This window comes from Streptococcus pluranimalium (genome assembly GCF_047785705.1).
Classification (GTDB): Bacteria; Bacillota; Bacilli; order Lactobacillales; family Streptococcaceae; genus Streptococcus; species Streptococcus pluranimalium_A.
The window spans coordinates 20,044-36,182 of the sequence record NZ_JBLOJV010000007.1; the positions used below are offsets into that span (position 1 = coordinate 20,044).

Consider the following 16,139-nt stretch of genomic DNA (forward strand, 5'->3'; position numbering starts at 1 on the left):
GTCCGTTTGGTAGTCAAGTGCCATCCCAATAGAGATATGTTTTAAATCGTCAATGGTCAGACCAGTCTCCTTACAACAGGAGAAATAACTCTCTACTGTGAAGATTTCTTCACTCGCTGTTTCTGTTTCATCTGCTTTTTTCTGGTTGACATCCCTTGGTTCAACATATTCATCAAGACAGGGGCTACTTCCTGAACTGGAAATTCTTCCATCTCCATATAAAAATCCACAAATGGTTTCACTCGTGGATTGGCTGACTTCGCAAAGACCCAAAAGATTCGATGGAAAAATGTCATATCAAAATCAGACAGAATAGAAACATCAATATGATGTGCCTGTAATTCCTCTCCATCTTCTAACTGGTCAAGTTTTGCTAAGATTGCTTGACTATTGACCATCGAGAATAAATCTTGAAAATAGTCCTTACCAAACTGCCCTTTATAAGCGATTGGGGTATAGGCATTGGTTGCTAACTCGTAGGTCGTGCCTGCTATGGTAATACTTTCTCTCATTGCCTTCTCCCTTACCTACGAGGTTCAAAAACTGCCTTGAACCAGTTTTCACGAATCTCATCGCTCGTTTCCTCCGTTGTACGTCTACGTACAACCTTATCAAGTGGGCGAGGGCTGGCAGTAAAGGTCAACTCTACCTCATTGATATCTGAACCAGACTTGGTTTTTGAACCAACAGTCGGACGAGATGCGTAACAATAATACAAAACGTGTAATGTTTCTTTTTTATCCCCTTCGAAACGGAACATCAACGCAAAATTTTTCTTTTCGCTGTTTGCGATTTCTGAAATGGTATTTGTCGTCGCATCCAACTGCTCTCCGAGGACTCGAGTCAAAAATTCCTGCGTTAGAAGAGCAACTTTTAGTGTTCCTTCGTAACCATCGTTTGACTCCGTTGTATAAAAATTGATATTGTCTGCCTTATAAGAACCCTTGTCTCCTGTTGGTTCAAGGGTTAATTCTGCAGCACCACGAAGTCGTTCTACATTGCCGTATGTCAATGTACCATCAGAACCTTCGCTTGTAACTTCTGCCCAATGGACATCTTGTAGTCCAAAGGTGACCTTATTCTTTTCAGCCATATTATCCTCCATGTAATGTGATGTAATAGGTTATTTGGTAGAGTTTCTCTGATGAGATATAGGTCTCTACTTTTTCAAAATAAATAAGGTGGCTGTCAAATAATGACTCCACCTTTTGTTCAGTTGCTAAATCTTTCTTAGTGGTATAGAGTTCCAATTGCAGATTATTTTGCTTATGATAAGTCCAATTGTCTGCACCATGATTATCTGAATCAGTGACCAAATAAACCATATACGGTGGTCTTGGATGACTCCCTTCCTCAAAATGATGGTATGCAAGAGGAAACTGTAATTCATTGAGAAGGGTGTACAATTCGCTCAGTAACATGTCATATCACACTCGCTTTCTCAGCTTTTCTTCTAAGGATTGTATCGCTTGTTTCTCAACAGGTGCGATATGCTTAATTCCCTCAACTCGCCCACCAGAGCTCTTGACATGACCATTTTCTAACAGATGCGTCAGGCCTGGCGTTCGATTATGAATGGTCTTGGTTAGACCTGTACTGGTATCAATCGTTGCTTTACTCTTCCACCCTTTGGCATAGGATCCACTCTTTCTCGGTGACGTTGCTTTCAAGGTTTCAATGGATTCATCTGTGACTTCCTCTACAACTTCACGCATCACCTCTGCGGTATCCTTTACATACTCAGCTAGCTCATTTGCGATGGCAGTTTCAAGTGCATCTAGTTCAATTCTAGTCATAACTCTCCTCCCTAATGGCGACGATGTAAATCAGTTGCCTTGGCACTGTATCTCCATCAATAGACTCAATCTCATAGGTTTGACCACGAAATTGAATGTGAGTCGTTAAAGAATGAAGTCCAAGAATTGCCTTTTCATACCTGAGGGTGAACTGGACTTTCTCTTGTTCCAGTTTCGTCACACTCCCATCCCTTTCGGTCAAGGTGAGAGGACGACAAGAGCACCACCGGTCAAATAAAGGTATCCATGTCGAAGTTTCATTGCCAATCTCATCTTGAACAATCTGTCGAATCTGAAATGACAAGCGTTCTCTCAAGGGTGCAATCTTCATCAGAACACATCCTTTCGTTCAGCCAGCAGCAAATGATAGAGAGTCTCTTTCAACTCCTTATGATTGGCATCTTCTCTGTGTTCATAAAGATAGGCAACCCCATATAGGATTGCCGTCTTTAGAACTTCTGAATAATTTGATTGTCGCAAAATATCTTCACAGAGTTGTTGACTAGTTTCAAGCAACTGCTCAATCAGCCCATCCTCATCCTCGTGTTCCACTTTGAGATACTGTTTTGCTTCTGCTAAACTAACCATGACTACTTAGCCTTTACTGTTAGTGTCTTCACGGCTTCAGTTAGGACTAACTTACCATCAACACGTTGTGAAGCAAGAAAACCAATCTGTCCATTATTGGCATAGAGTTCGTTCAAACGTTTGAAGGTCCGACCTTGACGGTCCGCAATCCAATAATATGAGAAATCACCAAATGCAATGGCCTTGTTTCCTGCTTCAGGAAGTGGGGCAAAGGTTGATGTATAGTATGGACGATTTAGAATCAAATCTGGTTGTCCAGCTTGAGTGGATGGCTGCCAGATGTAATTGCCATTATTGTCCTTGAGTTTACGGATAGCTTTGACAGTCGTATCATGTAAAATCCAAACTGCATTCTTACGATATGGTGCTGGTAGAGAATGATACAGTTCAATCATGTCATCAAAGGTAATATCCTTTGTAGCAGTCGTTGGACCTGTAACTTCTGCCTGAGTAAAGATACCTGTCGGTTTCTTAGAACCATCCCCAATCAAGAATGCCTTTTCTTCTTCCGTTCCAATTCGACGAGCAAATTCAGCTGTCATATAGGATTCAAGGTCAAAGACTGAATCGTTTAGCAACTCTTCTGAAATACGAATGGCAGTACCAATCTTATGAGAGTCGAGTGTCACCTGACCAAAGTTTTCTTCTTTTTCAGGGTAAAGTCCATTTTCATCCATCCATGATGCTGAACCATGTCCTGTCACAACAGGAATCTTACGCTCACCACTAGATGTTTTGATAACAGTCGCAAGGGTGCGGAAGAAATTCTCTTCTTGTAATCCTTGAACCAGTTTCTTCTCATACTCATCAGGAACAAGATGACCACCTTCGGTATCTTCCCCTACTCGAAGGACGTCTTTGACATCAAAGAAGTGACGCTTACGGACACTTGTCCAAAAAGTCTTGGCATAGCTATCTGAAGCCACACCTTTCTTTTCCTCTTCAGTAGTCTTGTTATTCAAAACTGTAGTGGGCTGCCCAATTAGAGCCTATGAGGCTGGTTGAGCAAGTTCAAGGTCAATCTTTTCTTTGTCGCTCCAACCGGGCAATCTCTTGATTGTAGAGGTTGATTTTTGCTTCCATGTCATCATAGCGTTTAGAATCCTTCTCTGATACCAGTCCGTCTTCTGAGCGAACAGAATCAAGGAAGGTTTTTGCTTGTTGCCAAGCTTGGTTACGTTTTTCTTTCAATTCAAGTAATTTAGACATCAGTTCATATTCCTTTCGTTATTTGAGCAAATTCAATCGTTTTTCCAACTGATTGATAGGGATTGTATTCTTTGGTTGTTGGACTTCAAGTTTCGCCTGCATTTTTACAAGTAAATCTTGTTGGGCAGCAGTTCGACTAAAAGAATAACTCTCAATATCCATTCCATGTTCCCCTTGTTTGTCAAAGAGAATCTTGTCCGCAAAGCCCAGTTCAACAGCCTTTTTGGCATTGAACCAAGACTCTGAATCCATTAGATGCGAAAGCTTGGTTCTTGACAGTCCCGTTCTTAGTTCATAGGCATTGATAATGGATTCCTTAATTTCTCCCAACATTTCAATGACCTTCTGCATGTCCTTGGCTTCACCTTGTGCCACAGTCCAAGGGTTGTGAATCATCATCATGGCAACAGGACTCATAGAAACCGTTGTACCTGCCATGGCAATGACACTAGCAGCACTTGCGGCTAAACCATCAATCACTACATGGACATCACCTTTGTAATCCATCAGCATGTTATAGATTTGAGCCGCCGCAAAAATATCACCCCCTGGACTATTAATCCAGAGGGTGATGTCTCCGTTTCCTGCATGTAAATCATTTTTAAATACTTGTGGCGTGACTTCATCGCCAAACCACGTCTCATCAGCAATCTGTCCTTCTATTCGAAGTGTGCGACCACTATCATCTTCTGTAAAATTCCAAAACTTATGCATCCGTATCCTCCTCAGATTGAGTTTCTTGTTCTACCGGTGCTTGTTTCATAAAGCAACCCGCATCCTTCAATTTCGTCATGTTTCCATTTATCAAGTAGAGATTACCTCCTTCCTCATCTGAGAGGAGGTTTAAGTCCTCAAGTTCACGTATATCATTTGTCGATAGCCAGCCATTTTGTCTCCCAATCGCATAGCCATTCATTCGACTCTGATAATCACCACGAAGAAGACCATCCACATTAAACTTCACAAAGTAGGTTTTCTTTTCTTCGGGTAAAAGAAGAGACCTCTTGAAAGCCTGTTCGAGACGAACTACCCAAGGGTCTAAGGTATATTTAACAAATTCTAGAGATTGTTGCTCAATGTTTGAAAATGAGGATTTCTCCAAATCGCCAACCATATGAGGTGGAATGCGGTAGAGCCTTGCAATTTCATTAATTTGGAATTTTCTAGTTTGGAGAAACTGGGCTTCTTCAGGTGGAATGCCTACTTGAGTGTATTTCATCCCTTCCTCAAGAACTGCCACTTTATGGGCACTGGTTACCCCATTGTAGACTGCATTCCATGAATCTCTCACTCGTTTGGGATCTTTGAGAATACCTGGGTGTTCCAAAACGCCACCAGGATTTGCACCATTTTTAAAGAATGATGCCCCATAGTTTTCCGTAGCCAAAGTCATACCAATAGCATTTTTTGCAAGGGCAATTGGAGAATAGCCAATCAATCCATCAAATCCCAGACCTGGAACATGGAGAACATCTTCTGCTTTCAAAATAGCATCACCCTTTTCCTTAAAGTTAGGATTTTCTTCTGACTGACGCTTGTATTTGTAATAGAGCTTACCACTCTCGTCTCGATGAACAGACATCTTATCTGGTAAAAGTGGGTAAAGACTGATAATTTGTCCACTCCTATCTCGGATAATCTGGACATAGGCATTGCCCCATATCAATAGATGGGTCATCAAGGTTTCTCTAAAGATAAAGGATGACATCTCAGGGTTAGGTTCATCATGCAAGAGAAAATAAAGGGGATGTTCCACCTTTTTCTCCTTACCAGTTGCCGTTCTCTCATAAACATGAATGGGTAGTGAAGCTACCGCTTCAGCTAAGATACGGACACAAGCATAAACAGCAGTCGTCTGCATAGCTTTAAACTCATCCACATTCTCCCCACTGCTCGTTCGTCCAAACAGATATGAAAAATCCTGACCTTCATAACTATTTCGTGGTTTATCTCTAGCACGCTTACGTCCCAGTAAATCTAGTAGTCCCATAGTTCCTCCTTTTGAGTACGAAAAAAGCACCTCGATTGAAGTGCTTATCGTTTATTCTTAGATGGTTTTCATCTCTCCTTCTTCAAGAAGATACCATGTTCTATCACTTTCTTGAAGTTATATCCTCAATAAGAAAAGTTTTAATGATTCCGAATGTATTCTAAAATTGCATCATAATCTAATTCTGATGAAGCTACTCCAAGTCCTAGCTTCACTACTTCATCATCAGTCTGATTTAACACAATGCCATTTAATTCTAGGAAAATAATCATGACAAAAACTCCAATTCACTTGTTCCCATCAAGGTAGGCATGATTATTAACTAGCGAATAACAAAGTCTAGCAGCCTTTTCTTCAATACTTGGATACTTCTCAACACCAAAATAAGTACTAAAAGCTGAAGATAGTGAAGATTCTATTAAACCAACATCCCTAACACCATCTAAACCCCCAGTAGCTTGAATTAACCTAGTGTGTAATTCAATAACCTGTTCAACAGTTAATACTTTCATTTTGCCAATTCCTTAAATGCATCAAGATGGCGTGATAAAACCGAAGTCGCAACTTCATCCAAAGTTGATTGTTCAACAACCGTAGGGCTTGCCTGTTCCTCTTTAATTAGACTCTGATAGTCCACTAATACATACTTTGGGGTGTTATTTTTCAAAATTACTGCAGTACCATTCGTATCGACCATACGAGCTACCTTAGAAAAGTTTTGATTTGCTTCAGAAATAGAGACTAAGTTTTCAATATTGATTTGCATGGTAATATCCTCCTTTTCTCTATTCTACCACTTTTTAGGATATATTCAACCTATTTAGGTTATTTTCATCCTAAAAACTTAAAATACCACGTTCATCATACACACTTCCTTCATCGATTTGATGACGAATACAACGGTCCAGTCCCATAATGAGTGCTACAATACCGTCAATCTTCTCGACTGACTTTTCCTTATCAGGCTTGATATTACCAGCAGGGTCTTGTCTCATGACTACGTTTTGTCCCATCCATTTCAGAACTGGATGCCCACCATGTTGAATCTTGCCTTCCATCATAAGTTTATAAAGTTCCTTTGATGGTGGACTCATATCCTTGTATCCCTGACCGAAAGGCACCATGGTCAAGCCCATCCCTTCTAGATTCTGAACCATCTGTGTCGCATTCCAACGGTCATAGGCTATCTCCTTGATATGATAAATTTCTGACAAGTCTTCAATAAATTTTTCGATAAAACCGTAGTGAACAACATTACCCTCTGTAGTTTTGATGTAGCCCTGACGCTCCCAAACATCATATAGAACATGGTCACGTCGACATCTCAGTTCCAGTGTATCCTCAGGTAGCCAAAAGTAAGGCAGTACGATATAATTTTCCTCTTCGAATCTAGGAGGAAATACCAAGACTAAAGCTGTTATATCTGACGTACTAGAAAGGTCTAAACCTGCATAACAACTACGACCCTTGAGGCTTTCATATTGTATAGGATCATTTCCCTTGGCATAGACATGTTCAGGAATCCAAGCCACGCTGGAACTTGTCCACATATTTAGACGAAGCTGCTTAAAGACATTTTCTTCTGCTGGGTTATCAAGTGCCTGTTGGTAGGCTTCTCTAACACGGTCAATACCAATAGTATGCCCTAGTGAAGGGTTGGCTCTTCTCCAGTTTGCTTCATCATTCCAATCATCTTCATCGGATAATCCATAAACCACTGGATAGAATGACGTATCCTTCTTTCTACCATTCAGAATATCCAATGCTTTGGAATGCAACTCGTATCCAAGGGGCTACTCATCTGCACCATCTGCTTGGCCACATCAAACACGATTGACGCTTGGTTTCGGTCACAAGCCGCACCATAAACTTCCGCACTGGCTTCATTATCCGCATATAGTAGATAAAGAGCGATAGCCGCTGCTAGCTCAGACTTACCATTCTTCTTTGGAATTTCTATGTAGGCTGTTAGGAATTGGCGATTGCCATCTTCCTTGACAATTCCAAATAAGTCACGGACAATCTGTTCCTGCCACGGCAACAAATCAAATCGCTTTCCTGCCCACTTGCCTTTGGTGTGGGAGAGGTTATTGATAAATGTTACTGCCCTATCAGCCTTTGCCTTATCATAGTGTGAGGTTGGAAGCATGAATGGACTTGGTTCATAATGATAGCTCATAAAATTCCTCCTAACAAATCTTCCATTTCATCACCAGTACCAACTTCCGTATCCATCGTTGCTAGACGGTTACGGGCTGAAGGTGTCAAACCAAATTGTTCACAAAATTTAAGCATGATTTTGAGGTTGGTCTGGCTGATAGAGACTTGAAGGACTTGTTGGAGATAGCCATTAGGAGTTTTGATAATGGAGCCATGCTTGGAAAGGAACTCTTCTGCCTCTTTCCAGCGTGCGTAAGCTTGACAATATCCTGCAAATGCAGTCATGTCCATTTCTGTTAAAATTCCCATTTGTTCGAGAATTTTTCCCATCCGTTTCCACTCCTTCTTTGCATCATCTTCAAGCCACTGTGGGCAACGTGGGGCTTTTGAGACTGGTCTAACCTCCCCCTGTGGCAGAGGGCGTTTGCCTGGGTTTCCCTCTAAGAGCTTTAGAGGTGTTGGTTTTGGTTTGCGTCCTCTTTGTGCCACATACTCACCTCCTTTAGGACAAAAGAAAAGGCCTCAATTTTGAAGCCTCATACCTATTATTAAAAAACATCCTCATACTTTGGCAGAGTCTCCTCAACGGTTTGTTGGAGTGCCGTCCCTGCTTGACCTCTAATAGCTGTATCAATCTGAGAATTGATAGTGTTCAAAGCCGTCTGTGTGTTCAAAACAATATCCTTGCCATCTGCCTTAAACTGTTTTTTGACCTTTTTATAATCACCACGAATCAAACTGGCTTGGACATGGGCAGCACGCTTTTGCAATGAGCGAATAAGCTCACGCAATTCCGCATCACTATCATCTTGTGTATAGTAACTAGTTAGTGTCGTCATCTTCTTCCCTCCTCAAACCTTGTAATTCTGTCTCTAGTTGATCTTTTTCTAAATGGAAACGACGCATTGCCGCTTGCTTTTCTTCCTCTAAGTTTTGAATCGATTGCCTATAGACCTGTTCTGATGCCTCTTCTAATCCTTGAAGGTCTCGATAAAAATCACTGGCTTCATCAGGATGAGCTTGATAGCGATTCAGAAGCAAGCTCATCTTTTCTCTCTCCTGTTCCAGTAAATGAGAGAGTCGACGGCGACGGTCGTCTAAATCAACCGAGCGTTCTTCCAGTAGTCGCTTATGACGATAATAACCTTCTTCTTTTTCCATCAATTCACGCTCTTTTTGACGGATAATAAGTGTTCGTTCTTCTACAGACTCTCGTGCCATGCGCTAAACTCTCCTGCCAATTTACCATCTAAAGCTTTCTTTGACTCAACAGCCTCATCTAGCTTGGTTTTTAAGGTATCAAATGCCGTAGACAGTTTTTCCATCTTCTTGACTTTTTTCTGCGTATAATCATGAAAGTCACTAACAATTTCTTGGTGAGTCACACCATATGAAGCAAAGATATCTCTGACTTCCCAAGCTGACAACTCAGAGTAGATAGAAAAATCAACCTTGGTCCAAATAGATTCTACCTCAGCGTCCGCCTTGGTCTTGAGAGAGGTCAGTTCATCCAAACCTGCCTTAGCCGCATCAGCCATGGATTTACCAATCACATAACTTTGAGCAACATCAAGGAACTGTTCTTCCTCTCCGAAACTAAAATTATTAGTCGACCATTTAGATTGGAGTCCTTTAAAAGATTGCATCGCCCAAAAATGGGATTGAAGAGCACTAATCGTAGTTTCAACAAGAGGCCTACCCGTCTTCGGATCTATAACTCGGCCAGTCTTTGAATCAAGATCATCTTCCCACGCCTTTATATCATGATCATCTCCATCTAACCAGCGAATTGTGCCAAAACTATCATCATATCCTGTAATATATGGATCATTACTATCATTCCAAGCTACCACACTGTCTTTTCTTCTACGATAATCAATAAATAATTCAGGATGTGTTCGGATAAACTCCTGCTCTTCTACTGTTAAAGAACTATACCGAAACCACGCATTGAACGTCGTTGTTGGAATACCATACTTAGCTCCTGCTTTTATGACATAGGACCCTTGACTATAACCTGATAGTTTAATAATATTGTAGTCTTCTTTATTTTGTAGCTCATCTATCCAGCCATCTAAAACACTATATTGTGGTGAACCAGATTTGGAAAAAGTAGCGATACCAGCTGTTATTAAATCACGTGATGTTTTATATTCTGAAACTTTTAAATTCCCTATTGGATCTACATGAATACGAGATATTCCAATATCCTTTGCATTTGGATCAGTACCAGCCACAATCACCGCTACGCTGTTATAATCAGGTTTACCGTTAACTATAGGCGCCACTGCCATACCATCGAAGCCAGTCTTTGAATCAACTTTTGTATCAACGACTTGAAATTGTTGAGAACTAATCTCAATGATATTTTTTTGGTCAGAGTTATTAGGTTCCTTGACTATTTGCTTCGTCTTGTTACGATTTGAAAAATCCTTATTGACACTATAAACATTTTTATCCCAATTCAATTTGTTTAGTTGTTCATCAGTATACTCAAATGTCATTATTCAACTCCACTCTCTCCATTAGAAAATATTATTCTTACTTTATTTTCTGCTTGTGTCTGACCTCTTCTAGAATTCAAAAACTTCCATAATGCATCAATCTCCTCATCTTTATCACTATACATTATTCCGTCGAAATTTTTATCGTATGTCAAATTATGATTGATTCCATATGTGATTGATTGATCATCTTCAAAAATAATATTAACAGTGCAAGACCATGATCTTGGCTTTTCAGAATAATACGGCTCACTGAGACGAATTTCTTCAATATCTCGATAACTATTTTTCAAGGCCTTAACTAGGCTCACTTCATACTCACGGTTACGTTGTTCTTCTTTACTCAGTTGCTTATCACCATTCAAACTAAAAAACATCACTAATCCCCCCACTACTAAAATACTAGCTACAATACTAATCAGTCGTTTCATCTGATAGACCTCCTTGTACTTCTATTATACATTATTTTTAAAGTGTAGTAATAATTTTTAAGTCCTTATTACTCTCTATGTTTCTGTTAACATACTCATCGTCAATAAATGCTTACGTGTCATATGAGCCTCCGATACACTATTTACACTGAATTGAGAGCATTATCTTAGTTTTTTATTAAATTAAAAAACTTCGTTGATTATTCTTGCCGAATCACTCGCTCAATCTCCTCAATCGTTAACTGAAGGCTTGGTTCGAGATGAAAATAAGAACACTCGTCCACATACACATCAATCTCTTCTTTTGCATCTTTTCGAGTCATTAAAGCAATCACCTCTTCATGGGTTAAGGGAACTGGCTGTTTTCCACTATCAAAGACAAACCCATTATAACCATGAATCAGATAGTCATAAATCACTCGGATAAAGGCCACCTTCTGAGGTTCTACAATAACAACTTGGTCTATTCCATATAAAACATTCAGGCAACTGCCATTTTCCCACTTAACTAAGAGTGAGCCAATGTCATCCACTCCAATAACTGTACCAAGTGTTCCTTTAGGAACTGGATGTGGATCATCCAGTTTTACTAATCTAACCTTTGTACCAACCGGATAGATTGTCTTTAGGTTATTGAAAATTTTTGTGTCCATGTTATTCTCCAAACATATCGAATGCCCACTTGACAGCGTGACCAAGATCCGTAACAATTATTGATTCCTTGTATATGCGGTTAAGTCGGCATTCAAATAATTCAAATTCTTCAAGGCTATCAACGATTTCATAAATCTCAACTTCTGTTCCTTTATATCCATTCGATGCAACGATGACCCAATCTTTGTAAGGAATGATGCTTTCCGTTGCTGGATAGATTTCGTAAAGTTTTTCAAGTGTTGGTGTCATAGTTTTGTTCTCCTCTTCCTTTGTTGTGTACATATTAACTCTAAAGGAAACATATATCCAGTCATTTCTCGATTATTTTGATGATATTTTCGATAATTCTTCGCTTGCTAGAATGGCACATCCAATGGCATAGACAACTGTTACCGTCACTCCATTTCCAGCTTGTTTATACAGTTGGGCATCGGAGTTTACTGCCTGGGCTTTCTCGAATAAATCATCCGAAAAACCTTGTAGTCGAAAACATTCTCGAGGGGTTAAGCGTCTGATTTTTACAACTCGATCATTCCAAACCACAGCGCCCATTTGACCACCACAGGAGAGGTTATGGGCGATTCCTTTCCCAACTCTTGCTCGTCTCGTTGGAGAGTTGGGATAAGATAAATCCACCGAATCTCCAACCTCTGCAACTTGATAACCTTGCTTTGTACCATTTCTGACCTTGATACCTTCAAGAACGCCATGGCGGTCTTGAGAGGTCAATGTGAACATTGGCTCATCCTGTTCCTTGATCCTACGTCCATTTTGCCGCTTGTTGATTCGATTTGGTGTCAGAATGGGTTGAATTTCGAGTACTCCAGAATTCATCGCAGTCCGCTTTGTAGCTCCAGCAGTATATCGTGCGGTGATACATCGTGCCTCATCTGTCAACTTTGGTTCTGTCAAAGATTGGTCAATAAGATAAAGACCTGTCTTAGCACCCAGTCCTCCACCCTCACCAACAAGAGTTGTAGCAATTCCACTCGGGTCATAGACACGATAGCTTTGCATGCCACCTACAAGTTGCTTAAGATGGCTACCGCTTTCTCCGCTGATAGGTAGTACTTTTCGTCGACCTCTGCTTCTAAGATGTCCGAGAGTGTAGATGCGTTCTCGATTTTGGGGAACTCCGTAGTCTTTTGAATTGAACACTTGCCACTCGAGGTCGTACCCTGCTTCATCCAAGATAGAGAGATAGTCGAGATAATCTCGTCCCCCGCCACTTGATAAAAGTCCCTTAACATTTTCAAGGAGTATCCACTCGGGTTTATCTTCTTCCTCTTGGCTTTGGAGGATGTCAACAAATGTAAAAAATAGTCCACTTCGCTCACCGTATAGGCCTGCTCGCTTTCCTGCGATAGACACATTTTGACAAGGGCTTCCCGCACACCAGAGATCTGCTTTTGGAAGTTGTGTTTGGTCAATGCTTGTGATGTCGTCATGAAACCATTCTCCTTTCGTGTCGTACATTGCTTCGTAAGATTTTCTTGCAAATTTATCCTTTTCACAGTAACCGATACATTTGAAACCAGCTAATTCCAAACCACGACGAAAACCACCCACTCCTGCAAAGAAATCAAGAAAAGTTAAGGTCATACCGTCTCCTCCATCATTGAATAGGCTTCATCAAAGGTCAAAGTCTGGCCATCACGCAATACCGTCACGTTGTCATTTCCTGTTGACTCTATAAAACGTTTGACAATGACATCCACAAACTTCTCATCCAACTCAATGCCGTAACAAACCCTTCCAGTTTGGTCTGCAGCCATTAGGGTTGAACCAGAACCAAGAAATGGATCTAGGACAAGCGTTCCTCGCATCGATGAATTTTGAATAGGATAGGCCATGAGCGGAATTGGTTTCATCGTTGGGTGGTCTTTACTAGATTTTGGACGGTCATATTCCCAAATGGTTGTTTGTTTACGGTCACTGAACCATTGATGTTTTCCCTTTTGTTTCCAGCCATAAAGACAGTTATGAGTAACAATTCCATCTGCAATATAATGTTCATATTTTTCAACAGCAAGAGAATAAACAGGTCCACTGAATCCTTTTGTAAGAACCTCATCAATTACGCCCCAGTAAAAATTTTCTCTCGTTTCCTTTTCATAAGTTTTTGGAATTGGAACTTGCATAATTTGAGGGATCAGATTACAAGCATTGATGCGAGCAGTTACTCGTTTACTAAATGCCTCATGTCCATTTCCTTTGTGAATGAGTGGGTATTTGATATTTCGACCATAGTCAACAAGCAAACGTCTAGCATTATCTAATTGAATTTGGCTATCCAAGTTATCATAAATCATATCGACATGATGAGATGTGCGTTGAGTTTCTTTCTTTGGAAGTCCTCTATCCATTTCCCAATGAGTATAAGGAATACCGTACTTGAGGGCTAATAACTGTTCGTGGCACTGGGCTGTTACTTTATCATCAAATACATCAATGACCCAAGCCTCTTCACCTTTCTCTCCACGAAGTCTCGTTTTCAAACCAAATCCCCTCGAGTTATAGAGTTCAGTAATCCCTACACGCCAACGGTCTCCTTTACGCATAAGATAGGTACAATAATTGTTTTTTGTTGATTCATTAAAACGAACCGAAAACTGATGGTTATCCGTAGCCCACGTTATTTTATTTCCAATTTTTATACCGTATAAGGTGCCATTATAATATCGAGAAGCTGTTTTTATCTCATAGCCACCATTACGCATCCCCAGAATTGTTCCTGAATAGGAATTGTAACTAATGACCCTATCACCATCCTTTAAGTCTTCTATTGGAACGGGACCATTTATAGTTTGAACAATCGTACCTGCTGGCTGACATGGTTCATGTTGCCACTGATAGGGACTACGTCCAAGAACTAAGGAGTTCTTCTTCCAAATGCAACACCCACTGAGGTAGAATCCCGCCTCTTTAAATGCCTTTCGGAAGTTCAGTCCTTCTGTATCCGCATGGAATACATAGATTGAACCATCAGACTCCATATGTTTTTCTACTTGAGTGAACATATCAAAAAGAAACTGGTAAAAGTCACTATCAGGCATATTGTCATTGAGAATCTTTCCAGCTGTTTCTTCTACATCAACATTATAGGGAGGGTCTGTCACAACCAAATTTGCCTTTTTATCACCTAAAAGTTGGTCATAAGTTTCAGCTTTCGTAGAGTCTCCACAAATCACTCGATGCTTACCAAGTTGCCAAATGTCCCCTCGTTTTGAAAAGGTGGGTTTCTTCAATTCCTCTTCAACATCAAAGTCATCATCTGATAGGTCTTTATCATGAACATTCGACAGGATATCGTCAATTTCTGGTGGTTCAAAACCAGTCAGGTCGAGATTGAAATCCGATTCCTGTAAATCCAAAAGCAAGTCCGCCAAAAGTTGGTCGTCCCATTGACCGGTGATTTTGTTAAGGGCAATGTTCAGTGCCTTTTCATCTTCTTTAGATAAATCGACAATGACACATTTGGCGGTTTCATAGTCTAAGTCCTTCAATACAGTTAATCGTTGATGGCCACCAATTACCGTCAAGTCTTTATTGACGATGATGGGGTCAACGTAGCCAAACTTGAGTAGACTTTGCTTAATCTTTTCATACTCCTTATCACCCTTTTTAAGTTTTTTTCGAGGATTGTAGGAGGCTGGGTGTAATTCAGACAATCGAATTTCTCTAATTTCCATTGTTGGTTGGCTTGTCATTGGTTTCTCCTTTATAAAAGCGTGATTGAATGTAACACGAATGGCTACAAAATTTCCTATTTGGATTGGCATAAGATAAAAATGACCTGCCACATTGCTGGCAAGTCAAATCTTCATATGCGGTTTTTGATTTATCGTGTTCGTCAGAATGTGTTGTCCACCAAACCTTACGACACTTATCCGAACAGAACTTCTTTGGTCTTCCTACTTTATGAATTTTAAGTGTTTGATAACACTGAGGGCAACGGAGTCCATCAATCTGGTCGGCTTTTGCCATTTGCTTTGTCGCCGCTCCATGACCAAGCAATGCTGGATTTCGTTTACAGTATTTTTTAACAGAATCTCTAGATAGTCCTGTAGCCTTACCGATTAAGCCATAGCCAAGACCTTCTGCTCGCATTTTCCAGATTTGTTTGCGTTGACTTTCGTCCATTTGTTTTCCTTTCCAGCAAAAAAGGACTAAAAACAACTATTTTCTACATTGTTTCTAGCCTTTTTCACTATTTTATTACCAAAATGACATACTAGGGAACGCTACATCCCCACATTAGAAACGTGATAACGGTGGGAACAAACGTAATAATTGAGCGATTTAAATGTACCCACTTGCGAATTTTGCGAAATTGCACGTTTGAGGGGGCGTCGGTCTTAGTCTCCCAAGGGTTTAGAGATTTTATCCCCCCTCCCCCAATGGGCGAAAAATGAGATACTTTTGTAACGAAACTCCAAGACTAAAATCGATACGAATACTCCACATAACGATCAGTCGTCTTAGTCTTTCTGTCATGACAAGACTTACAAAGTGCTTGCCAGTTGGTTTGATTCCAAAAGAGTTCTTGGTCACCTCGGTGGGGTGTGATATGGTCAACGACCGTTGCCTTGGTCAGTCGACCTTTGGCTTTGCATTGAACACAGAGTGGATGAACTTTTAAGTAACGAAGTCGTGCTTTGTTCCACTGGGCATTGTATCCTTTGGCTTTGGTTGACTTGGAATCCAGTTGGTGGTTTGCTTTATGGTTCTCACAATACTTCTGACCATATGATACTAAGTTAGGACAACCATTTTGTTTACAAGGTATGCTTGGTCTTCGTGGCAT

General features: G+C 40.4%; 19 protein-coding genes and 6 pseudogenes. All 25 read right to left on the minus strand.

Translation table 11 applies throughout. The features are described from left to right. Positions 1 to 92: 92 nt before the first annotated feature. Positions 93 to 512 carry a hypothetical protein gene (locus tag ACMZ6Z_RS03020; protein WP_416131177.1) on the minus strand — a complete coding sequence of 140 codons (420 nt, stop codon included), beginning with the start codon at positions 510 to 512 and terminating at the stop codon, positions 93 to 95. Between the two features lie 11 nt (positions 513 to 523). Beyond that, positions 524 to 1,093, minus strand: coding sequence for a major tail protein (locus ACMZ6Z_RS03025; protein ID WP_024418890.1), 570 nt, complete (start codon positions 1,091 to 1,093; stop codon positions 524 to 526). Between the two features lies 1 nt (position 1,094). Continuing rightward, on the minus strand, positions 1,095 to 1,421 hold the full coding sequence (locus ACMZ6Z_RS03030) for a hypothetical protein (RefSeq protein ID WP_222348624.1): 327 nt from the start codon (positions 1,419 to 1,421) through the stop codon (positions 1,095 to 1,097). 6 nt (positions 1,422 to 1,427) lie between these two features. Beyond that, a complete protein-coding gene (locus ACMZ6Z_RS03035; RefSeq protein WP_044679082.1) occupies positions 1,428 to 1,796 on the minus strand; it encodes an HK97 gp10 family phage protein in 369 nt (122 codons plus the stop codon). Next, positions 1,789 to 2,127, minus strand: coding sequence for a head-tail adaptor protein (locus ACMZ6Z_RS03040; protein WP_003054988.1), 339 nt, complete (start codon positions 2,125 to 2,127; stop codon positions 1,789 to 1,791). The genes ACMZ6Z_RS03035 and ACMZ6Z_RS03040 overlap by 8 nt, the downstream gene beginning before the upstream one ends. Beyond that, on the minus strand, positions 2,127 to 2,384 hold the full coding sequence (locus tag ACMZ6Z_RS03045; RefSeq protein ID WP_416131178.1) for a head-tail connector protein: 258 nt from the start codon (positions 2,382 to 2,384) through the stop codon (positions 2,127 to 2,129). The genes ACMZ6Z_RS03040 and ACMZ6Z_RS03045 overlap by 1 nt, the downstream gene beginning before the upstream one ends. A gap of 2 nt (positions 2,385 to 2,386) precedes the next feature. Continuing rightward, positions 2,387 to 3,593: pseudogene (locus ACMZ6Z_RS03050) on the minus strand (phage major capsid protein). An 18-nt stretch (positions 3,594 to 3,611) separates the two neighbouring features. Further along, complete coding sequence (locus ACMZ6Z_RS03055) at positions 3,612 to 4,307, minus strand: head maturation protease, ClpP-related (RefSeq protein WP_416131179.1); 696 nt, start codon at positions 4,305 to 4,307, stop codon at positions 3,612 to 3,614. Next, positions 4,300 to 5,583, minus strand: a complete 1,284-nt coding sequence (locus tag ACMZ6Z_RS03060) for a phage portal protein (protein WP_416131180.1) — start codon at positions 5,581 to 5,583, stop codon at positions 4,300 to 4,302. The genes ACMZ6Z_RS03055 and ACMZ6Z_RS03060 overlap by 8 nt, the downstream gene beginning before the upstream one ends. Before the next feature lie 140 nt (positions 5,584 to 5,723). After that, positions 5,724 to 6,095: pseudogene (locus ACMZ6Z_RS03065) on the minus strand (type II toxin-antitoxin system death-on-curing family toxin). Further along, the gene (locus ACMZ6Z_RS03070) at positions 6,092 to 6,349 is read right to left on the minus strand and encodes a type II toxin-antitoxin system Phd/YefM family antitoxin (protein WP_024418899.1); all 258 of its coding nucleotides are present in this window, start codon (positions 6,347 to 6,349) and stop codon (positions 6,092 to 6,094) included. Before ACMZ6Z_RS03070 ends, ACMZ6Z_RS03065 begins: the two are co-directional and overlap by 4 nt. A gap of 70 nt (positions 6,350 to 6,419) precedes the next feature. Then, positions 6,420 to 7,762, minus strand: a pseudogene (locus ACMZ6Z_RS03075) (terminase large subunit). After that, positions 7,759 to 8,232, minus strand: coding sequence for a phage terminase small subunit P27 family (locus tag ACMZ6Z_RS03080; protein ID WP_416131181.1), 474 nt, complete (start codon positions 8,230 to 8,232; stop codon positions 7,759 to 7,761). Before ACMZ6Z_RS03080 ends, ACMZ6Z_RS03075 begins: the two are co-directional and overlap by 4 nt. Positions 8,233 to 8,291: 59 nt before the next feature. Then, positions 8,292 to 8,582 (minus strand): hypothetical protein, encoded by a 291-nt coding sequence (locus ACMZ6Z_RS03085; RefSeq protein WP_044693299.1) that lies wholly within the window; start codon positions 8,580 to 8,582, stop codon positions 8,292 to 8,294. After that, positions 8,566 to 8,964, minus strand: coding sequence for a hypothetical protein (locus ACMZ6Z_RS03090; protein WP_222292048.1), 399 nt, complete (start codon positions 8,962 to 8,964; stop codon positions 8,566 to 8,568). Before ACMZ6Z_RS03090 ends, ACMZ6Z_RS03085 begins: the two co-directional genes overlap by 17 nt. Continuing rightward, positions 8,946 to 10,247, minus strand: coding sequence for a hypothetical protein (locus ACMZ6Z_RS03095; protein ID WP_416131182.1), 1,302 nt, complete (start codon positions 10,245 to 10,247; stop codon positions 8,946 to 8,948). The genes ACMZ6Z_RS03090 and ACMZ6Z_RS03095 overlap by 19 nt, the downstream gene beginning before the upstream one ends. Beyond that, the gene (locus tag ACMZ6Z_RS03100; protein ID WP_416131183.1) at positions 10,247 to 10,678 is read right to left on the minus strand and encodes a hypothetical protein; all 432 of its coding nucleotides are present in this window, start codon (positions 10,676 to 10,678) and stop codon (positions 10,247 to 10,249) included. Before ACMZ6Z_RS03100 ends, ACMZ6Z_RS03095 begins: the two co-directional genes overlap by 1 nt. Before the next feature lie 200 nt (positions 10,679 to 10,878). After that, the gene (locus ACMZ6Z_RS03105; protein WP_416131184.1) at positions 10,879 to 11,331 is read right to left on the minus strand and encodes a DUF4314 domain-containing protein; all 453 of its coding nucleotides are present in this window, start codon (positions 11,329 to 11,331) and stop codon (positions 10,879 to 10,881) included. Position 11,332: 1 nt separating this feature from the next. After that, a complete protein-coding gene (locus ACMZ6Z_RS03110; protein ID WP_416131185.1) occupies positions 11,333 to 11,581 on the minus strand; it encodes a hypothetical protein in 249 nt (82 codons plus the stop codon). 72 nt (positions 11,582 to 11,653) lie between these two features. Further along, on the minus strand, positions 11,654 to 12,934 hold the full coding sequence (locus ACMZ6Z_RS03115; RefSeq protein WP_416131187.1) for a DNA cytosine methyltransferase: 1,281 nt from the start codon (positions 12,932 to 12,934) through the stop codon (positions 11,654 to 11,656). Further along, positions 12,931 to 13,311 (minus strand): annotated as a pseudogene (locus ACMZ6Z_RS03120) (DNA-methyltransferase); the annotation flags it as partial. The pseudogene ACMZ6Z_RS03120 and the gene ACMZ6Z_RS03115, both read right to left, overlap by 4 nt. A 27-nt stretch (positions 13,312 to 13,338) precedes the next feature. Further along, positions 13,339 to 14,052, minus strand: a pseudogene (locus ACMZ6Z_RS03125) (hypothetical protein); the annotation flags it as partial. A gap of 111 nt (positions 14,053 to 14,163) precedes the next feature. Further along, positions 14,164 to 15,042: pseudogene (locus ACMZ6Z_RS03130) on the minus strand (ParB N-terminal domain-containing protein); the annotation flags it as partial. Then, positions 15,014 to 15,475 (minus strand): hypothetical protein, encoded by a 462-nt coding sequence (locus ACMZ6Z_RS03135; protein ID WP_024399321.1) that lies wholly within the window; start codon positions 15,473 to 15,475, stop codon positions 15,014 to 15,016. The pseudogene ACMZ6Z_RS03130 and the gene ACMZ6Z_RS03135, both read right to left, overlap by 29 nt. 298 nt (positions 15,476 to 15,773) lie before the next feature. Then, positions 15,774 to 16,139, minus strand: coding sequence for an HNH endonuclease (locus ACMZ6Z_RS03140; RefSeq protein WP_014638127.1), 366 nt, complete (start codon positions 16,137 to 16,139; stop codon positions 15,774 to 15,776).